The sequence below is a fragment of the Nocardia sp. NPDC050175 genome, from assembly GCF_044459885.1.
Lineage (GTDB): Bacteria > Actinomycetota > Actinomycetes > Mycobacteriales > Mycobacteriaceae > Nocardia.
The window spans coordinates 154,444-168,059 of the sequence record NZ_JBITJI010000011.1 but is presented as its reverse complement, the minus strand read 5'-3'; the positions used below and the strand labels follow the sequence as shown (position 1 = coordinate 168,059).

14 protein-coding genes are annotated in these 13,616 nt (G+C 67.2%); 9 read left to right on the top strand and 5 right to left on the bottom strand.

Features of this window, described 5'->3' with window-relative positions:
- The 4 genes from ACIBK2_RS32350 to ACIBK2_RS32335 all read right to left on the bottom strand — a co-directional run bounded on the left by ACIBK2_RS32350 (nt 1) and on the right by ACIBK2_RS32335 (nt 3,974).
- Nucleotides 1-1,419, bottom strand: coding sequence for an MFS transporter (locus tag ACIBK2_RS32350; protein WP_396972754.1), 1,419 nt, complete (start codon nt 1,417-1,419; stop codon nt 1-3).
- Between the two features lie 90 nt (nt 1,420-1,509).
- Nucleotides 1,510-2,553 carry an AraC family transcriptional regulator gene (locus ACIBK2_RS32345; protein WP_396972752.1) on the bottom strand — a complete coding sequence of 348 codons (1,044 nt, stop codon included), beginning with the start codon at nt 2,551-2,553 and terminating at the stop codon, nt 1,510-1,512.
- A 92-nt stretch (nt 2,554-2,645) separates the two neighbouring features.
- Nucleotides 2,646-3,290, bottom strand: coding sequence for a TetR/AcrR family transcriptional regulator (locus ACIBK2_RS32340; RefSeq protein ID WP_396972750.1), 645 nt, complete (start codon nt 3,288-3,290; stop codon nt 2,646-2,648).
- A gap of 3 nt (nt 3,291-3,293) precedes the next feature.
- Complete coding sequence (locus tag ACIBK2_RS32335) at nt 3,294-3,974, bottom strand: TetR/AcrR family transcriptional regulator (protein WP_396972748.1); 681 nt, start codon at nt 3,972-3,974, stop codon at nt 3,294-3,296.
- Between the two features lie 334 nt (nt 3,975-4,308).
- On the opposite strand from ACIBK2_RS32335, the gene ACIBK2_RS32330 reads away from it, so the two are divergent.
- The 9 genes from ACIBK2_RS32330 to ACIBK2_RS32290 are packed head-to-tail and all read left to right on the top strand — an operon-like array spanning nt 4,309 to nt 12,876.
- Complete coding sequence (locus tag ACIBK2_RS32330) at nt 4,309-5,163, top strand: MlaE family ABC transporter permease (RefSeq protein ID WP_396972746.1); 855 nt, start codon at nt 4,309-4,311, stop codon at nt 5,161-5,163.
- Nucleotides 5,163-6,029 (top strand): ABC transporter permease, encoded by an 867-nt coding sequence (locus tag ACIBK2_RS32325; RefSeq protein WP_396972744.1) that lies wholly within the window; start codon nt 5,163-5,165, stop codon nt 6,027-6,029. The genes ACIBK2_RS32330 and ACIBK2_RS32325 overlap by 1 nt, the downstream gene beginning before the upstream one ends.
- Nucleotides 6,030-6,033: 4 nt before the next feature.
- Entirely contained in the window at nt 6,034-7,077 is a 1,044-nt protein-coding gene (locus ACIBK2_RS32320) for an MlaD family protein (RefSeq protein ID WP_396972742.1), read from the top strand.
- Complete coding sequence (locus tag ACIBK2_RS32315) at nt 7,074-8,096, top strand: MCE family protein (RefSeq protein ID WP_396972740.1); 1,023 nt, start codon at nt 7,074-7,076, stop codon at nt 8,094-8,096. Before ACIBK2_RS32320 ends, ACIBK2_RS32315 begins: the two co-directional genes overlap by 4 nt.
- Nucleotides 8,084-9,124: an MlaD family protein gene (locus tag ACIBK2_RS32310; protein WP_396972738.1), complete on the top strand. Its 1,041-nt coding sequence runs from the start codon at nt 8,084-8,086 to the stop codon at nt 9,122-9,124. Before ACIBK2_RS32315 ends, ACIBK2_RS32310 begins: the two co-directional genes overlap by 13 nt.
- Entirely contained in the window at nt 9,124-10,224 is a 1,101-nt protein-coding gene (locus ACIBK2_RS32305) for an MlaD family protein (RefSeq protein WP_396972736.1), read from the top strand. The genes ACIBK2_RS32310 and ACIBK2_RS32305 overlap by 1 nt, the downstream gene beginning before the upstream one ends.
- Nucleotides 10,221-11,294, top strand: coding sequence for an MlaD family protein (locus tag ACIBK2_RS32300; RefSeq protein ID WP_396972734.1), 1,074 nt, complete (start codon nt 10,221-10,223; stop codon nt 11,292-11,294). The genes ACIBK2_RS32305 and ACIBK2_RS32300 overlap by 4 nt, the downstream gene beginning before the upstream one ends.
- Nucleotides 11,291-12,265, top strand: coding sequence for an MlaD family protein (locus ACIBK2_RS32295; protein ID WP_396972732.1), 975 nt, complete (start codon nt 11,291-11,293; stop codon nt 12,263-12,265). The genes ACIBK2_RS32300 and ACIBK2_RS32295 overlap by 4 nt, the downstream gene beginning before the upstream one ends.
- A gap of 20 nt (nt 12,266-12,285) precedes the next feature.
- Nucleotides 12,286-12,876, top strand: a complete 591-nt coding sequence (locus ACIBK2_RS32290; protein WP_396972731.1) for a hypothetical protein — start codon at nt 12,286-12,288, stop codon at nt 12,874-12,876.
- Here the strand turns inward: ACIBK2_RS32290 and ACIBK2_RS32285 are convergent.
- Nucleotides 12,869-13,510 carry a hypothetical protein gene (locus tag ACIBK2_RS32285; protein WP_396972729.1) on the bottom strand — a complete coding sequence of 214 codons (642 nt, stop codon included), beginning with the start codon at nt 13,508-13,510 and terminating at the stop codon, nt 12,869-12,871. The two genes, ACIBK2_RS32290 and ACIBK2_RS32285, sit on opposite strands and share 8 nt — an antisense overlap.
- Nucleotides 13,511-13,616: the final 106 nt, after the last annotated feature.

Below are 13,616 nucleotides of genomic sequence, written 5' to 3'. Positions count from 1 at the left end.
TCAGACGCCGGTGCGAACCAGCTTGGGCGCGGTGCTGATTCGAGCCACGACCAGTGCGGCGGCACACAGGCCGGTGATGGTCAGCCAGCCGAGATCGGCCGGCGGCCGGAAGGCTTCGGCCGAGGTCAGGGCGTCAGGATGGCTGGCGATCAGTGATCCGATGATCGCGACGCCGAGCGACTGGCCGATCTGCCGCGACGTGGTCGCCAGGCTCGCCGCGACGCCGGACTGCGCGGGCGGCAGCCCCGCCACCGCCGTCGCAGTGATCGGCGTGTAGATCAGGCCGATGCCCGCGCCGAACATCGCGTAACCGATGAGCAGCAACAGGTTTCCGCCGCCGTCGAAGGTCACCGTCAGCACCGCCGCCGCGGCGGTCGCCAGCACCGCGCCCGCGCTCAGCGCGCTGCGGGCGCCGCGGCGCGCGACGATCCGGCCCGACATCGGCCCGAACACGAACATGGCGACCGCCATCGGCACCAGCGCGAGCCCGGCGGTCAGCGGCGAGTCGTGCCGAATCTCCTGGAGGTAGAAGGTATTCAGGAACAGGAACCCGCCCAGCGCGGCGAAGGCGAGGATCGCGATCACGAACGCGCCGGTGAACGGGGCCGACCGGAACACCCGCAGGTCGATCAGCGGGTGCGGGTGCCGCGGCGCGTACCGCAGCAGCGCGACGAGGCAGGCCGCCGCCCCGGCGAAGCAGCCGATCGTCAGCGGCGCCAGCCAACCTCGATGCGGCCCTTCGATAATCGCGAACACCAGCAGCCCGAGCAGACCGATCACCAGCAGCTGCCCGAGCGGGTCGAGCGCGTGCGGGCTATCCGACTTCGATTGCGGAACGACCAGGAAGGTGAGTGCCAACGCGATCATCGCGATCGGCACGTTGATCCAGAACACCGCCTCCCACCCGATCGCGTCGACCAGGAAGCCGCCGACCACCGGGCCGGCCGCCATGCCGATCCCGACCGACCCGCTCCAGATCCCGATCGCCCTGATCCGCTGGCCGGGTTCGGTGAACACCGCCGAAATGATCGCCATCGCAACCGGAGTGAGCATCGATCCGCCGACGGCCTGCAGCACCCGGAACGCGATGAGCCAGCCGATCGAGGGCGCGAGACTACAGGCCAGCGAACTCGCGGCGAATATGGCGAGGCCGAGCTGGAAGATGGTCCGGCGACCGATCCGGTCGGCCAGCGAGCCGGACAGCGTCAGCAGGCAGGCCAAGGTCAACGTGTAGGCGGCGACCACCCACTGCGCCCCGGCCAGCGAACCGTCCAGCCCGTGCCCGATGGCCGGTAGCGCGACGTTGACCGCGGTGGTGTCCACGTTCGCCATCACCACCGCGGTGCAGCAGACCGCCAACACCGTGGTCTGCCGGATCGTCTTCGGGACACTCGGCGCGACAGGGGCGCTGATCGACATGCCAGCATACTTGCAGCATCCCGACGGTCTTCCGCTCCCAACACACCGTGCGGCTCGACTCGTTCCAGTTGGGAGCTCCTGCTGAACTCCCTAGTGGGCGCCCGCGGGGACCGGAGCCCTGGTCGGTACGGACGACCGGCCGCCGTGCAGCCGGAACTCCTGCGGCGGGCAGCCTTTCCAGCGGCGGAAGGCGCGGATGAAGGAGGCGGCTTCGGCGTAACCGAGGCGGGCGGCGACCTGTTCGGTAGTCAGATCGGTGTAGGCGAGCAGCTGCTCCGACATCAGCTGCCTGACCTCGTCGAGCAGGCCGCGGAAGGAGGCGTCCTCGTCGTTGAGTCGCCGCGACAGGGTGCGCGGGCTCATGAACAACTCGTTGGCGACCGCGATCTGATCCGGAATATTGCCGGGGGTGCGAACGAGCAGATCGCGGACCGCGCCCGCGACACCGGAGCGGGTGCGATGCCGATCGAGTAGATCGCGGCAGAGCTGCACACAGGCACTGCGCGCCCGTTCGTTGGTTTGCGGCACCGGAACGTCCAGTGAGCGGCCGTCGAACGAGACCGCGTCGGCCGCCGCGCCGAAAATGGGCACCACGCCGTATATCTCGTGATACCGACTGGTGTCCGCGGGCGTCGCGTGCCGGAATTCGACTCGAATGGAAGGAATTCCGGTATCGAACAGCTCGCTGCCGATTGTCTTGATACCGGCCAGGATTCGCTCGGCGAGAAAGACGCGCAGGTCCGGCGGGCATTCCGCATCGTCGAATCGCACGCTGGTGACACCCGCGGTTTCCTCCACCGTGAGCCGCCCGGAAACGGCGGCGCGGTCGAGATAGCGCACCATGACGTCGACCGCGTCGCGCATTGTGCGGCTGCTGAGCAGTGCGAGACCCCAGGGTCCGGACACGGGGATATCGGCCCGGCTGCCCGCTTCCGCACCGAGGCCGGGCTCCGTACCGACGCGTTCGAGCACATTACGCACGACCCGTAATTCCTGAGTGGCCGTGCACTCGATATCGGTCGGCGACAGCATGGTGCCGGATAGGCATTCCACAGCGGACATTCCGCGCTCCGCGGCGAGCGCGATCAGCACGCGAACGCTGGAAGTGCTGCGGCGAAAATCCCGGTCGAACATGTACTCGCATTCCTCATCGAATTCGCCGCGCCAGACGGCTTGGCGAAATCTATCAATGCGCGGCCGGTCGGTGGGGCAAAACGACAAACTGGTCAGGGCGCGCGCAGCAACATTTCGTTCAGCATGGCGATGATTCGGTCGCTGTCGAATCGGACGGGATCGTCCAGCACCAGTTGGGTCGCGGTGTGGATGATGGTCTCGAAGACGCGGACCAGGACATCGATATCGACGTCCTCGGCGCCGCGTTTGCCGGAAAGCCACGCGCCGAGAGCGTGATTCAGCGGGGCGCTCAGGTCGTCGCGGGACTTCTCGATGCGGTCGCGCAGGGTCGGCGGGACGCCGTCGATCGGGAAGTAGATCAGCCGCCAGCTGTCGGGCACGGCGCGCACCTCCGCGAGGAAACGGGCCAGTGCCGCCGACAACGCGTCGGCTCGATCCCCTTGCGGCACTGACGATTCGATGCCGAACATCGATCGGTCCACCGCTTCGCGCATGCGTGCGCTCTCGCGTTCGATGAGCTCGTGCAGCAGGTCGTCGCGGCTGGCGAACGAGTCGTAGACCACCGGACGGGTGACGCCACCGCGCTCGGCGACCGCGGCGATGCTGACGTCGCCGAATCCGCTTTCGATGATGATTTCCAGTGCGGCGTCGAGCAATTGGGCCCTGCGGTCGGCGGGCGCGAGCCGCTTGGCGTAGCGGCGGCGCTGCGGCTTGGCTTCGGGCTCCGACTTCGGCACCGGCTATCCAGCCTCTGCGGCGAGCGTGGCCTCGGTCATCCTGCGGAGCATCCAACGCAGGGTACGCGACACCGCGTCCCGCTGTGCGCCGCCGTCGGCCAGCGCCAATCGAACGCCGATCTCGCTGGCGCTTGTTATCGCGTGGCTCAGTAGCTCCGCGTCGATCACCCGGTCGTGCAGCGCGGCCACCGCCGCGATCGCCGCTTCGGTCTGCTGCCGAATCTCGTTCCTGCCGTGCTCGATTCGGTCGTGCGCGGCGGCCGGCAGGCCGTCGCCGGACATCACGACCAGCTGCCAGGTCTCGGGTGCGGACTGCACCATGTCCAGGAAGACGTCGACCGCGTCCACCACGAGGTCGACCACGATCTCGGCCGGGTCGGCGTCCGGCGGGATGGTCGGCTGGGCGGTCGCGGCCATCGCCACCACCCGTGCCTTCTCCCGGTCCAGCAGCGCCGCGAAAACCTCGTCGCGGTCACCGAATTCGGCGTAGAGCGCGGGCCGGGTAACCCCGGCCGCGCGCGCGATGGCGTGCATGCTGACCCCGACGTACCCCTCCCGGACGATGACCCCCCGCGCCGCATCCAAGATGCGCTCGCGTCGCGCCGACACGATCTCCTCCAGTGCTGCTCGAGCGGTGATCATCAGGTCGGTCGACCGGTGATCCGGTGGCGCCAGTGTACGCATCGGCTATAACTGCCGTGGCGGCATCGGGGTTCGACGACTGCTGATCAAAGATCGGATAGTACGTGCTCAGCCCGGCCTTGGTAGCGAAATTGACACTGTTGTTCTGGAGCCGAACCGGTGCTACCGTGTGCCGAGCGTTGGTGTGGCGGATCACAGTTGGGCAACCAGTCGCACCATCGACGCGCGAGCACGCGACCTCACCGACGCGGTTGTCGAGAACTGTCAACACCTTGGCCAGCTGAGCCACGAGCAACTCCACCGGTGCGACCGACCGTGCGGAGAGCCTTGTCCGCGGATCGCCGATCGATCCGCGGACGAGGCAGTAGGAGGACTGATGAAGGGCGCTCCCCCGCTCACGGAGCAGGAAGGCTCCGCCTCGGCCGGGCAGATCGTGCGTGAGAATCTCACCGGCACCGTGCTTTCCAGCCTGCGCACCTTCGGGCGCGCGGTGGACCTCGGCCTCGAGTCGGTGCGCGGCACAGTGACCGACGTGCTTGGTTTGCGCTTCCAATGGCAGGAAATGCTGCGCCAGGCTTGGTATCTGATCACCGTGACGGCGATACCGGCGGTGCTGATGGCCATTCCGTTCGGGGTGGTTGTTTCGCTGCAGGTGGGCAATCTGATTCACCAGCTCGGTGCCGACTCGATGATCGGTGCCGCGGGTGGGCTCGGGGTGATTCAGCAGGGTGCGCCGATCGCGACCGGGCTGTTGCTCGGCGGCGCGGGCGCTTCCGCGATCGCCGCGGATCTCGGCGCGCGTACCGTGCGCGAGGAGATCGACGCGTTGCGCACGATGGGGATCAGTCCGGTGCATCGGCTGGTCATTCCGCGGGTGACGGCCATGCTGCTGGTCGCGCCGCTGCTGAACATTCTGATCATCTTCGTCGGCATCGTCTCCGGTTACGCGGTCGCGATCGGCGCGCAGAACGTGACGCCGGGCAGTTACTGGGCCACGTTCGGTTCGTTCGCCGTGCTGGCCGACGTGTGGATCTCGCTGGCCAAGGCGATGCTGTTCGGCTTCATCGTGGTGATCGTCGCCTGTCAGCGCGGGCTGGAGGCCAAGGGTGGGCCGCGCGGGGTGGCCGACGGAGTCAATGCGGCGGTGGTGGTCTCGGTCGCCGGGATCATCGTGGTGAACCTGGTGATCACCCAGGTGGTGGCGATGTTCTTGCCGTTGCGGGTGGCCTGATGACCGCGACACCGTATGCCCCGAAGGGGCTCGGCTGGGCCTATCGCGTTGTCCGGCAACGCGGTCGGGTGTTCGCGCCGATCGAGACCGTCGGGTTCATGCTCGGCTTCGTCTTCCAGGCGCTGTGGGCGATCCCGCTCACCCTGCGCCGCTATCGGGCGCAGACGATGCGCACCATCACCGATATGACCTGGGGCCGTGGGTCGGTCCTGGTCGGCGGCGGGACGGTGCCGATGCTGGTGGTGCTCGGCATCGCGATGGGTGCGGGGGTCGGCATCCAATCCTTCGCGGCCCTGGATCTGCTCGGTCTCGGCCCGGTGACCGGTGTGGTGTCCGCGTTCGCGAATACCCGTGAGCTGGCGCCGATCGCGGCGGCGGTCGGGTTCGCCGCGCAGGCGGGCTGCCGGATGACGGCGGAGATCGGCTCGATGCGGATCTCCGAGGAGATCGATGCGCTGGAATCGCTTGGGCTCCGGTCGATTCCGTTCGTGGTCACCACCCGGGTGATCGCGGGGGCGGTCGCTATCGTGCCGACGTTCCTGATCGCGCTGGTGCTCAGCTATATCGCCTGTTCGACCGTGGTGGTGCTGTTGCACGGCCAGGCAGGCGGCGTGTACGACCACTACTTCTTCCAGTTCACCAGCGGCTACGACGTGCTGGCCGCGGTGATCAAGATTCTGGTCTTCGGTGTCGCGGTGATCCTGATCCATTGCTACTACGGCTTTTTCGCCTCCGGCGGACCCGAAGGCGTCGGCATCGCGTCCGGGCGTGCGGTGCGGGCGAGCTTCGTCGCAATCGTCGCCTTGGACATGGTGCTGTCGATTCTGCTGTGGGGCGTCAACTCCGCCATCGAATTCCCGGGGTGAGCTGATGCCGAACTACAGCATGCCCGGCGTCTCGATGACGCGCCGCGGCTCACTGGTCATCGGTGCGCTCGCCCTCGTCACGGCCACCGTGGTCACCCTCGGCTGGCGCGGCGTTTTCGACAACGCGGACGCCGACCGGGTGCGAATTCAGTTGCGCACCGAGCAGATCGGCGAAGGGGTCATCCCGGGCACCAAGGTGCGGATGGATGGGGTGACGGTCGGCGAGATCGCCACTATCACCAGCGCCGACCAAGGTCGGCAGTTGATCACCCTGGATCTGAACCGCGCCGAAACATCTTCGCTCACCGACGCTTTCACCGTCGACTACGCGCCGGACAACCTGTTCGGGATCAGCGCGCTCACCCTGCGCCGGGCCACCGGCGGCGCGGCGCTGCACGCGGGCACGGTCGTCGATCTGGCGGGCCGCAACGCCGACAAGGCGACCGATGTGACGATGGGCAGCCTGCTGCGCTCTCTCACCGAGACCTCCACCGAGGTGCTCACCCCGAAGCTGACCGAGCTGATCACCCGGTTCAACGGCGACTTACACGCCTTCACACCACTGTTGCAGTCCATGGTCGCGCTCAGCCGCGCGGTCGCCGACACCCAGCGCTACCCGACGCCGTACCTGCTCGATCAGTACGCCGCGCTGTTCGGCGGGATCGGCTCCTTCACCTCGGCCACCTTCCGGCTGCTCGATGCCGTCATGAATATCGAGGTGTTCGTCAACGATCGGGCGAAGTACGACGCGTTCATCGGCATGGTCGTCAACGATGTGTTCCCGGCGATCGGCCAGGTCGGTGACGCGGCGCGCGGCCAATTCCTCGGCTACGCCCAGATGCTCACGCCGCTGCTGGAAGCCATGGCCGCGACAGTGCCCGCCCCGCAACGGACCCGGGCCGAGGGCACCGAGCTGATCGACCGGCTGAACCGGATGTTCGCCGATACTCCGGACGGGCCCGCGGTGAACGTGGACGTGGTGCTGCGCGGCATGCCGGGCATCGCGACGCCACTGTTCGGCCGGCCGGGCCTCGGGGGTGTTCGATGAAGCAATTGCCGATCCGGTCGATCGTGGTGCGGCTCAGCGTGTTCGCGGTCGCGATGGTGGTGCTGCTGGTGATGGTCGCGCAGGCGATCACCCGGCCGATCGGCGGCGACACCGACGACTTTCGCGCGCGGTTCACCGATGCGAGCGGCTTGAAGACCGGCGATGACGTGCGCATGTTCGGGGTGCAGGTCGGCAAGGTCAGCGCGATCGACCTCGACGGCGCGACGGCGGTGGTCCGGTTCTCCGTGCAGCGGGATCGGCCGGTCTACGACGCCAGTGTGCTCGCCATCCGGTATCAATCGCTCACTGGGCAACGCTATGTCGACATCAAGCAGCCGGACCGTCCTGGCACCCGGCTGCGGCCGGATTCGACCATCGCCGAGGCGAATACGATTCCGTCGTTCGATGTCACCCAGCTGTTCAACGGGTTACAGCCGGTCATCGCCCAGTTCTCCCCCGGCGCGCTCAACCAGTTCACCGAGAACGTCCTTGCCGTGATCGACGGCAACGGCTCCGGCATCGGGCCCGCGCTGGAATCCCTCGACAAACTCAGCCGATTCGCCACCGATCGGCAGGCGGTGATCAGCACCATCGTGGCCAACCTCAGCACCATCTCCAGCCAGATCGGCGGCCGCTCACCGCATCTGGTCACCCTGCTGCGCGGGATCGCCGACGTGTTCACCGCGTTCCGCGAAAAGCTGGACGGACTCCTCGATTTCGCCGCCGTCGCACCGTCCGCGCTCGCGCCGCTCAACAGCCTGATGGACACCCTCGGCTTCACCGAGAACACCAACCCGGATCTGATGACCGATCTACGGCTGCTGTTTCCCGACCCGCAGGCGGCACTCGACCTGCTCGGCAGGCTGCCCGGACTGCTGCAGGCGCTCAGTGCCGTGCTGCCGCCCGCCGGTGCCGCGGCGAGCGAGGTGAACCTGACGTGTTCGAAGGGTTCGGCCGAGCTGCCGGAGGTCATGAAGATTCTGGTGGCCGGGCAGAGGATCACTATATGCAACGGGTGACGCCCCCGAAGGGCTTGCTGCACAAGCTGATTCCGGATCACGCGCACGTCGACCGGCATGAGGCCACGAAGAATCGGCGTGAGTTGCGGCTCGGTCTGCTGGGTGCCGCGTTCGTCGCGGTACTGCTGGTGATCACCGCGGCGATCTATGTGGTGCCGATCGGCAAGTCGACCTACACGGCCGAACTGGCCGAGGCGCAGTCGGTGAAGGCGGGCGATCAGGTGCGCGTCGCGGGGATCACCGTCGGCGCGGTCACCGGGCTGGAACTGAAGCCGGATCGGGTGCGAATGACCTTCACCGTCAAGCGGGGCGTGTTCCTCGGCGACGCGACCTCGCTGGAGCTGCGTATGCTCACCGCGGTCGGCGGTCACTACGTAGCGGTGTTCCCCGCGGGCTCGAAGCCGCTCGGCAACAAAGCTATTCCGATTGATCGCACGCGACTGCCCTACAGCCTGATCCGCACCTTGCAGGACGCCGCGCAGCCCACCCGCGACGTCGACGGAGATACGCTGCGGAAAAACCTGGCGGCCCTGCAGGATTCGCTGGATCAGAGCCCGGACGCATTGCGCCGGATCGGCGGGTCGGTGCAATCGTTCGTGGACATCTTGAACCGCCAGAACGCCGAGGTGTCGCGTGCACTCACGGTGATGAACGAGTTCCTCGGCACCATCGACCAGAACAAGGGCCTGGTAGGTGTATTCGTGCGCCAGATCGGGGTGCTGCTCACCGAGGGACTGGACAAGCGGGCCGAGATCGAGGTGGCGCTGCGGATCACCGCGCAACTGCTGTCCAGGATCGCCGCGCTGGAGCCGTCGTCGCGGGAGGTCCTGGAGCCGCTGGCCGGGAAGCTGCGCGAGACGCTGCCGCAGCTGGCCGAGCTCGGGGCGCAACTGGACGTCGCGATTCCGGCGTGGCGGGAATTCCGCGATCGCCTGGTCGCCGCCACCGCGGGACCGGACGGGATCGTGATCGACCAGACCGCGCTCGCGCCGCACGTGTGTGTGCCGGTGCCGGGGCGGGGGTGCTGATGAAACGTCTGCTTGCCGCACCGGGTTTCGTCACCGTGGTCGGTGCGCTGCTGCTGGCCGTCGTCGCGGTGACGGGGTACGTCATCGCGTTCGATCCGGCCAAGAAGATGCTGAGCTACTGCGCGCTGATGCCGGACGCCGTCGGCCTGTACACCGGCAATCAGGTGACCACCCTTGGCATTCCGGTCGGCAAGGTCACCGCGATCCGGCCGGAGGGCACCGCCGTCCGGGTCGATTTCGAGGTGGCGGCCGATCATCCGCTGCGCGGGCAGCCCACCGCGACCACTCTCTCGGACAGTCTGGTCGCCGACCGCACGCTCGCCGTCTTCGGTGAGCCGACGGCCCCGGCCGAATGGGACCGGAGCCGTTGCCTCACCAAGACTTTCACGCCGAAGAGCATCAGCCAGACGCTGGAAGGCTTCTCCCAGCTCGCGGCTCAGCTCGGCGGGGGCAACAATCCCGCCGATCAGACCCGAATCCGAGACGGTGTCAACGCTCTGCAAGCGGCCACCGCCGACACCGGCCCGCGACTCAACACCCTGATCAAGGATCTGGCCGGTGCGCTGCGGCAACCGGATGCCGCGATCGGCAATATCGGGCACCTGATCGACGCGTTCGCCTCGATCGCCGGGAGCATCTCGACGAACTGGGACGATATCGCCACGGTGCTGGTGCGGGCGAATACCGGCATCGCGTTCGTCAACGACATCTGGTCGAGGGTCGTGCAGATCGTCGATTCGCTGCTGGTCCTGTTGCCGTGGCTCAACCGCCTCGCCCGCGATTACGGCAGGCCGTTGCTCGGCGCGCTCGACGGTGCCGTGCCCGGGTTGCGGCTGCTGGCCGCGAATGTCGGTTCGCTGCAACAGGTCGTGAACATGATCCCGGCGATCGTGCAGGCCTTCCAGCAGTCGATCGATCCGGCGACCGGCTGGCCCCGGATCACCTACGCGGCACCGAAAGTGGCGCTGCCGCAGGAACAGGCGGATCAGGTGTGTGCGGCGATCAATGCGGTGAGCCCCGGCCGGTGTGGCTCGGCGGCGAATGGTCTGTCCGCGGTAGATGTGGTGCCGATGATCCTGGGATCGGTGGGTGCGCGGTGAGTACTTCTGGGACAAGACGATTCAGACTCGAGTCCGCCGTAGTCGCCGCTGCGGCGGCCGTGCTGCTGACTGCGTCCGGCTGCGCGTTCGACCCGGCCACGGTGCCGGTGCCGGGCGCGTCGGTGTCCGGTCCGACCTATCAGGTGCGCATCGAACTCGCCAACGCGCTCAACCTGCCCACGCAGGCGAAGGTGGTGGCCAATGGCGCGCAGATCGGCAGCCTGCGCTCGGTGCACGTGGTGGACCCGACCGCGACGAGCAGCGGCCGCGTCGATGCCATCGTCGCGATATCGAGTTCGGTGAAGTTGCCCGCGAGTACTACTGCGCAGCTGCGGCAGAACACCTTTCTGGGCGACATCTACATCGGACTCACCACCCCGGCAACGGGTTTCGCCGACATGATCCCGGACGGCGGCACCATCCCGCTGCGCCAGACCAAGGCCGCGTTGCAGGTGGAGGACCTGCTGGCCGGCATGTCGACCTTCGTCGGCGGTGGCGCGCTGCAACAAGCCCAGGACATCATCAACCGGGTGAACGCGGTGCTACCGGAGCAACCCACGGAAACAGCGCGGATCTTCGACGTACTCGGCCGCGACGCACAGGACGTCGCGGCCGACACGGGCTCGGTAGACCGGATGCTGGACGCGATCGAGAAGGATCTCAATGCGGTGCTGGACAATCCGACCCAGCTCGACGCATTGCTGAGCGATCGTGGCGCCGTGGAGATTCCCGCGGACGCGCAGTCGCTGGTGCTGACGCTCGGCGTGGTCGGCGGACTCGGCGTCGTCGGGCATGCGGTGCAGTGGCTCGGGCCCGCGCTGGAAGCCGGTGACGCGACGGCAAAGGCGCTGGTGCCGTTGCTGTTCGCGAATCGTCCCCTCGATCTGAACTCGCCGTCCAACCTCAACCGGGTGGTTGCGCTGTTGCGGGACAAGGTCATCCCGTTCGCCGAGCGGGGACCGAAGATCAATGTCACGCACGTCGGCATCGAAGGTGCGAGCCCGGCGGACGCCGACGAGCAGGTCGCGCGAATGATCGACGCGCTGCGGATGATCGGAGTCGTCCGATGAGGCACCTGGGCTCGATCGCGTCGCTCGGTTCGATCGGCGCGATCCTGATTCTCGTCGGTTCGTATCTCACCTTCGGCGTGGTCCGGGTCGACTGGTTCAAGGACAGCACCAGCGCGACCATGCTGCTCACGGACTCCGGCGGGCTGCTGCCGCGGTCCAAGGTGTTGTTGTCGGGCATCGAGATCGGCCAGGTGACGTCCGTGGCGCATCAGGGGCCGTCGGTCGTGGTGGCGTTTCGGTTCGACGCCGAGTATCGGATTCCGACGGCGAGTTCGGCTCGGATAGAGGCGCTTTCGGGTCTCGGCGAGCCGTATCTCGAGTTCCGGCCGACCGCGGCGGGCGGGCCTTATCTGCGGGACGGTCAGCGGGTCGACGCGACCACCGTCGCCAAGCCGGTCTCGATCCCCGAAGTCGCGCGCGCCGCAACGCGATTGCTCGAGCAGCTCGATCCGAAGGCGATCGCGGGCATCGTCGCGACGTTCGACCAGGGTTTGGCGGGAACCGAATCCGTCATTCCGCAGCTGTCCCGATCCACCGATCTGCTGGCGGCGACGCTGCTCAGCCGGACCGACGTGATCCGCAAGATGCTGGTGGACCTACAGTCGCGCGCCTCCGAAATGTCCTGGGCCGGACCGGAATTGGATAAGGCGGCCGGACCGTGGGCCGAATTCGGGCCGCGGGTCGCCGAAGTCGCCGCCGCCGTCGCCCGGATCGCCCGGTCGGGCGACATTCCGGGCGACTATCTCATCGACACCGACCAGACCATCGGCTTGATCCCGCTGCTGAAAGAAGTCGCCGCGAAGATCAACCTGCTCGGGCCGGACCTGCAGGCCCTGCTTCCGGTGTTCCAACCGGTGGTCGCCGCCACCACCGGGGTGGCGCGCCAGATCGACCTCGGCGCCCTCATCTCGCAGGCACTGAACGCCACCAGTCCGGATGGCGCGCTGCACCTGCAGCTCACTGTCAAATAGACCAGACGGAGTTACCGGCTATGCCAGAGCTGACTAAGACGATCGAATCCCCCACCGCGCCAACGGAACCCGCTCGCCGTCTCAGCGGCCGGTCGGTGAGTATCGAGATTCCCACGCTCATTCGTGGCGCCGTTATCGCAGTGCTCGTGCTGGCCGTGATCGCGCTGTCGATCTTCCTGGCCCGCGCGCGCGGCGAGCTGGCCGACGGACGGGCCGCGGCGGCGGACGATCGGCACGCCGAACAGATCGCCACCGACTACGCCGTGGGCGCGTCGACCATCAACTACGCCGACATCAACACGTGGATCGGCAAGTTGAAGGCCAACACCGCTCCCGCGCTGGCGAGCAAGTTCGATGCCGTCGGCCCGAAGATGGGCGAACTGCTCACGCCGTTGAAGTGGACCTCGACCGCCACCCCGGTGACCGCCAAGGTGACCGCGCGGAACAACGGGGTGTACACGGTGAACGTGTTCGTGGATCTCACCATCTCGAATGTGCAGAGCCCGCAGGCCGGTCAGGTGACCGCCACCTACACGGTGACGGTCGACCAGCATTCGGAGTGGAAGATCACCGAGGTCGGCGGGATGAATCAGGCGCTGCCGCTCAAGTAGTCCGGACCGACTTCGCGCGCAACACGGTGACGCTCACCGCGAGCAGCCAGAGAATGGTCAGTCCGCCCGTTGTCGCCGTCGTGCCCCAGCCGTTGGCCGCATAGAAGTTCGCGGGCTCGTTCCCGAAGAACATCGACGGCACAAAGACCAGATGGATCACGGCCAAGCCGAACGCCGACCACATGGTCCAGCGCGGCAGTAGCGCGGTGCCCGCGATCGCGAAGCCGAAGGCCGTCAGGAACAAGGCGATCAGCAGCTTCGACAGCGAGCCGTAGAGCAGATATGTGCCGGTGACGGCGATGGTGGGATCGATCGGGTCGGGTGCGGCGATGGTCGCGCCGACCTCGAGGCAGATCGAGACCGCGCTGACCGTCAGCCACATCACCCCGGCGACCGCGCTGATCGAGCCGATCCACGCGTACTCCGGACCACGCGTCCGCAGCAGATACGGCAGCCCGATCATGAACACCACGAGCAGCGTATTGCCGATGAGTCCGAACATGCTGCGGGTGATGATGTTCCAGTCCGGCGGTGGGCCGTCGTAGACGAAGTAGAGCGGTAATTCGACGAGCATCAGGATCGTGGCGACCAGGCCCGCCGTGCCGGTGGTGCGTCTGATGACGGTGCTGTCCATGGACTCTCACTTTCGCTGACCTGCCGCCCACATCGCGGCGACCAGGCTCTTTCCTCTTTAGTATATGTCTTATACTATATGACGCATGCTAACGTTCCGGCCGTTC

Bases quoted from the DNA above. Each gene is read 5' to 3' on its own strand.
- ACIBK2_RS32350 (WP_396972754.1), bottom strand. From the start codon at position 1,419: ATGTCGATCAGCGCCCCTGTCGCGCCGAGTGTCCCGAAGACGATCCGG.
- ACIBK2_RS32345 (WP_396972752.1), bottom strand. From the start codon at position 2,553: ATGTTCGACCGGGATTTTCGCCGCAGCACTTCCAGCGTTCGCGTGCTG.
- ACIBK2_RS32335 (WP_396972748.1), bottom strand. From the start codon at position 3,974: ATGCGTACACTGGCGCCACCGGATCACCGGTCGACCGACCTGATGATC.
- ACIBK2_RS32330 (WP_396972746.1), top strand. From the start codon at position 4,309: ATGAAGGGCGCTCCCCCGCTCACGGAGCAGGAAGGCTCCGCCTCGGCC.
- ACIBK2_RS32325 (WP_396972744.1), top strand. From the start codon at position 5,163: ATGACCGCGACACCGTATGCCCCGAAGGGGCTCGGCTGGGCCTATCGC.
- ACIBK2_RS32320 (WP_396972742.1), top strand. From the start codon at position 6,034: ATGCCGAACTACAGCATGCCCGGCGTCTCGATGACGCGCCGCGGCTCA.
- ACIBK2_RS32315 (WP_396972740.1), top strand. From the start codon at position 7,074: ATGAAGCAATTGCCGATCCGGTCGATCGTGGTGCGGCTCAGCGTGTTC.
- ACIBK2_RS32310 (WP_396972738.1), top strand. From the start codon at position 8,084: ATGCAACGGGTGACGCCCCCGAAGGGCTTGCTGCACAAGCTGATTCCG.
- ACIBK2_RS32305 (WP_396972736.1), top strand. From the start codon at position 9,124: ATGAAACGTCTGCTTGCCGCACCGGGTTTCGTCACCGTGGTCGGTGCG.
- ACIBK2_RS32295 (WP_396972732.1), top strand. From the start codon at position 11,291: ATGAGGCACCTGGGCTCGATCGCGTCGCTCGGTTCGATCGGCGCGATC.
- ACIBK2_RS32290 (WP_396972731.1), top strand. From the start codon at position 12,286: ATGCCAGAGCTGACTAAGACGATCGAATCCCCCACCGCGCCAACGGAA.
- ACIBK2_RS32285 (WP_396972729.1), bottom strand. From the start codon at position 13,510: ATGGACAGCACCGTCATCAGACGCACCACCGGCACGGCGGGCCTGGTC.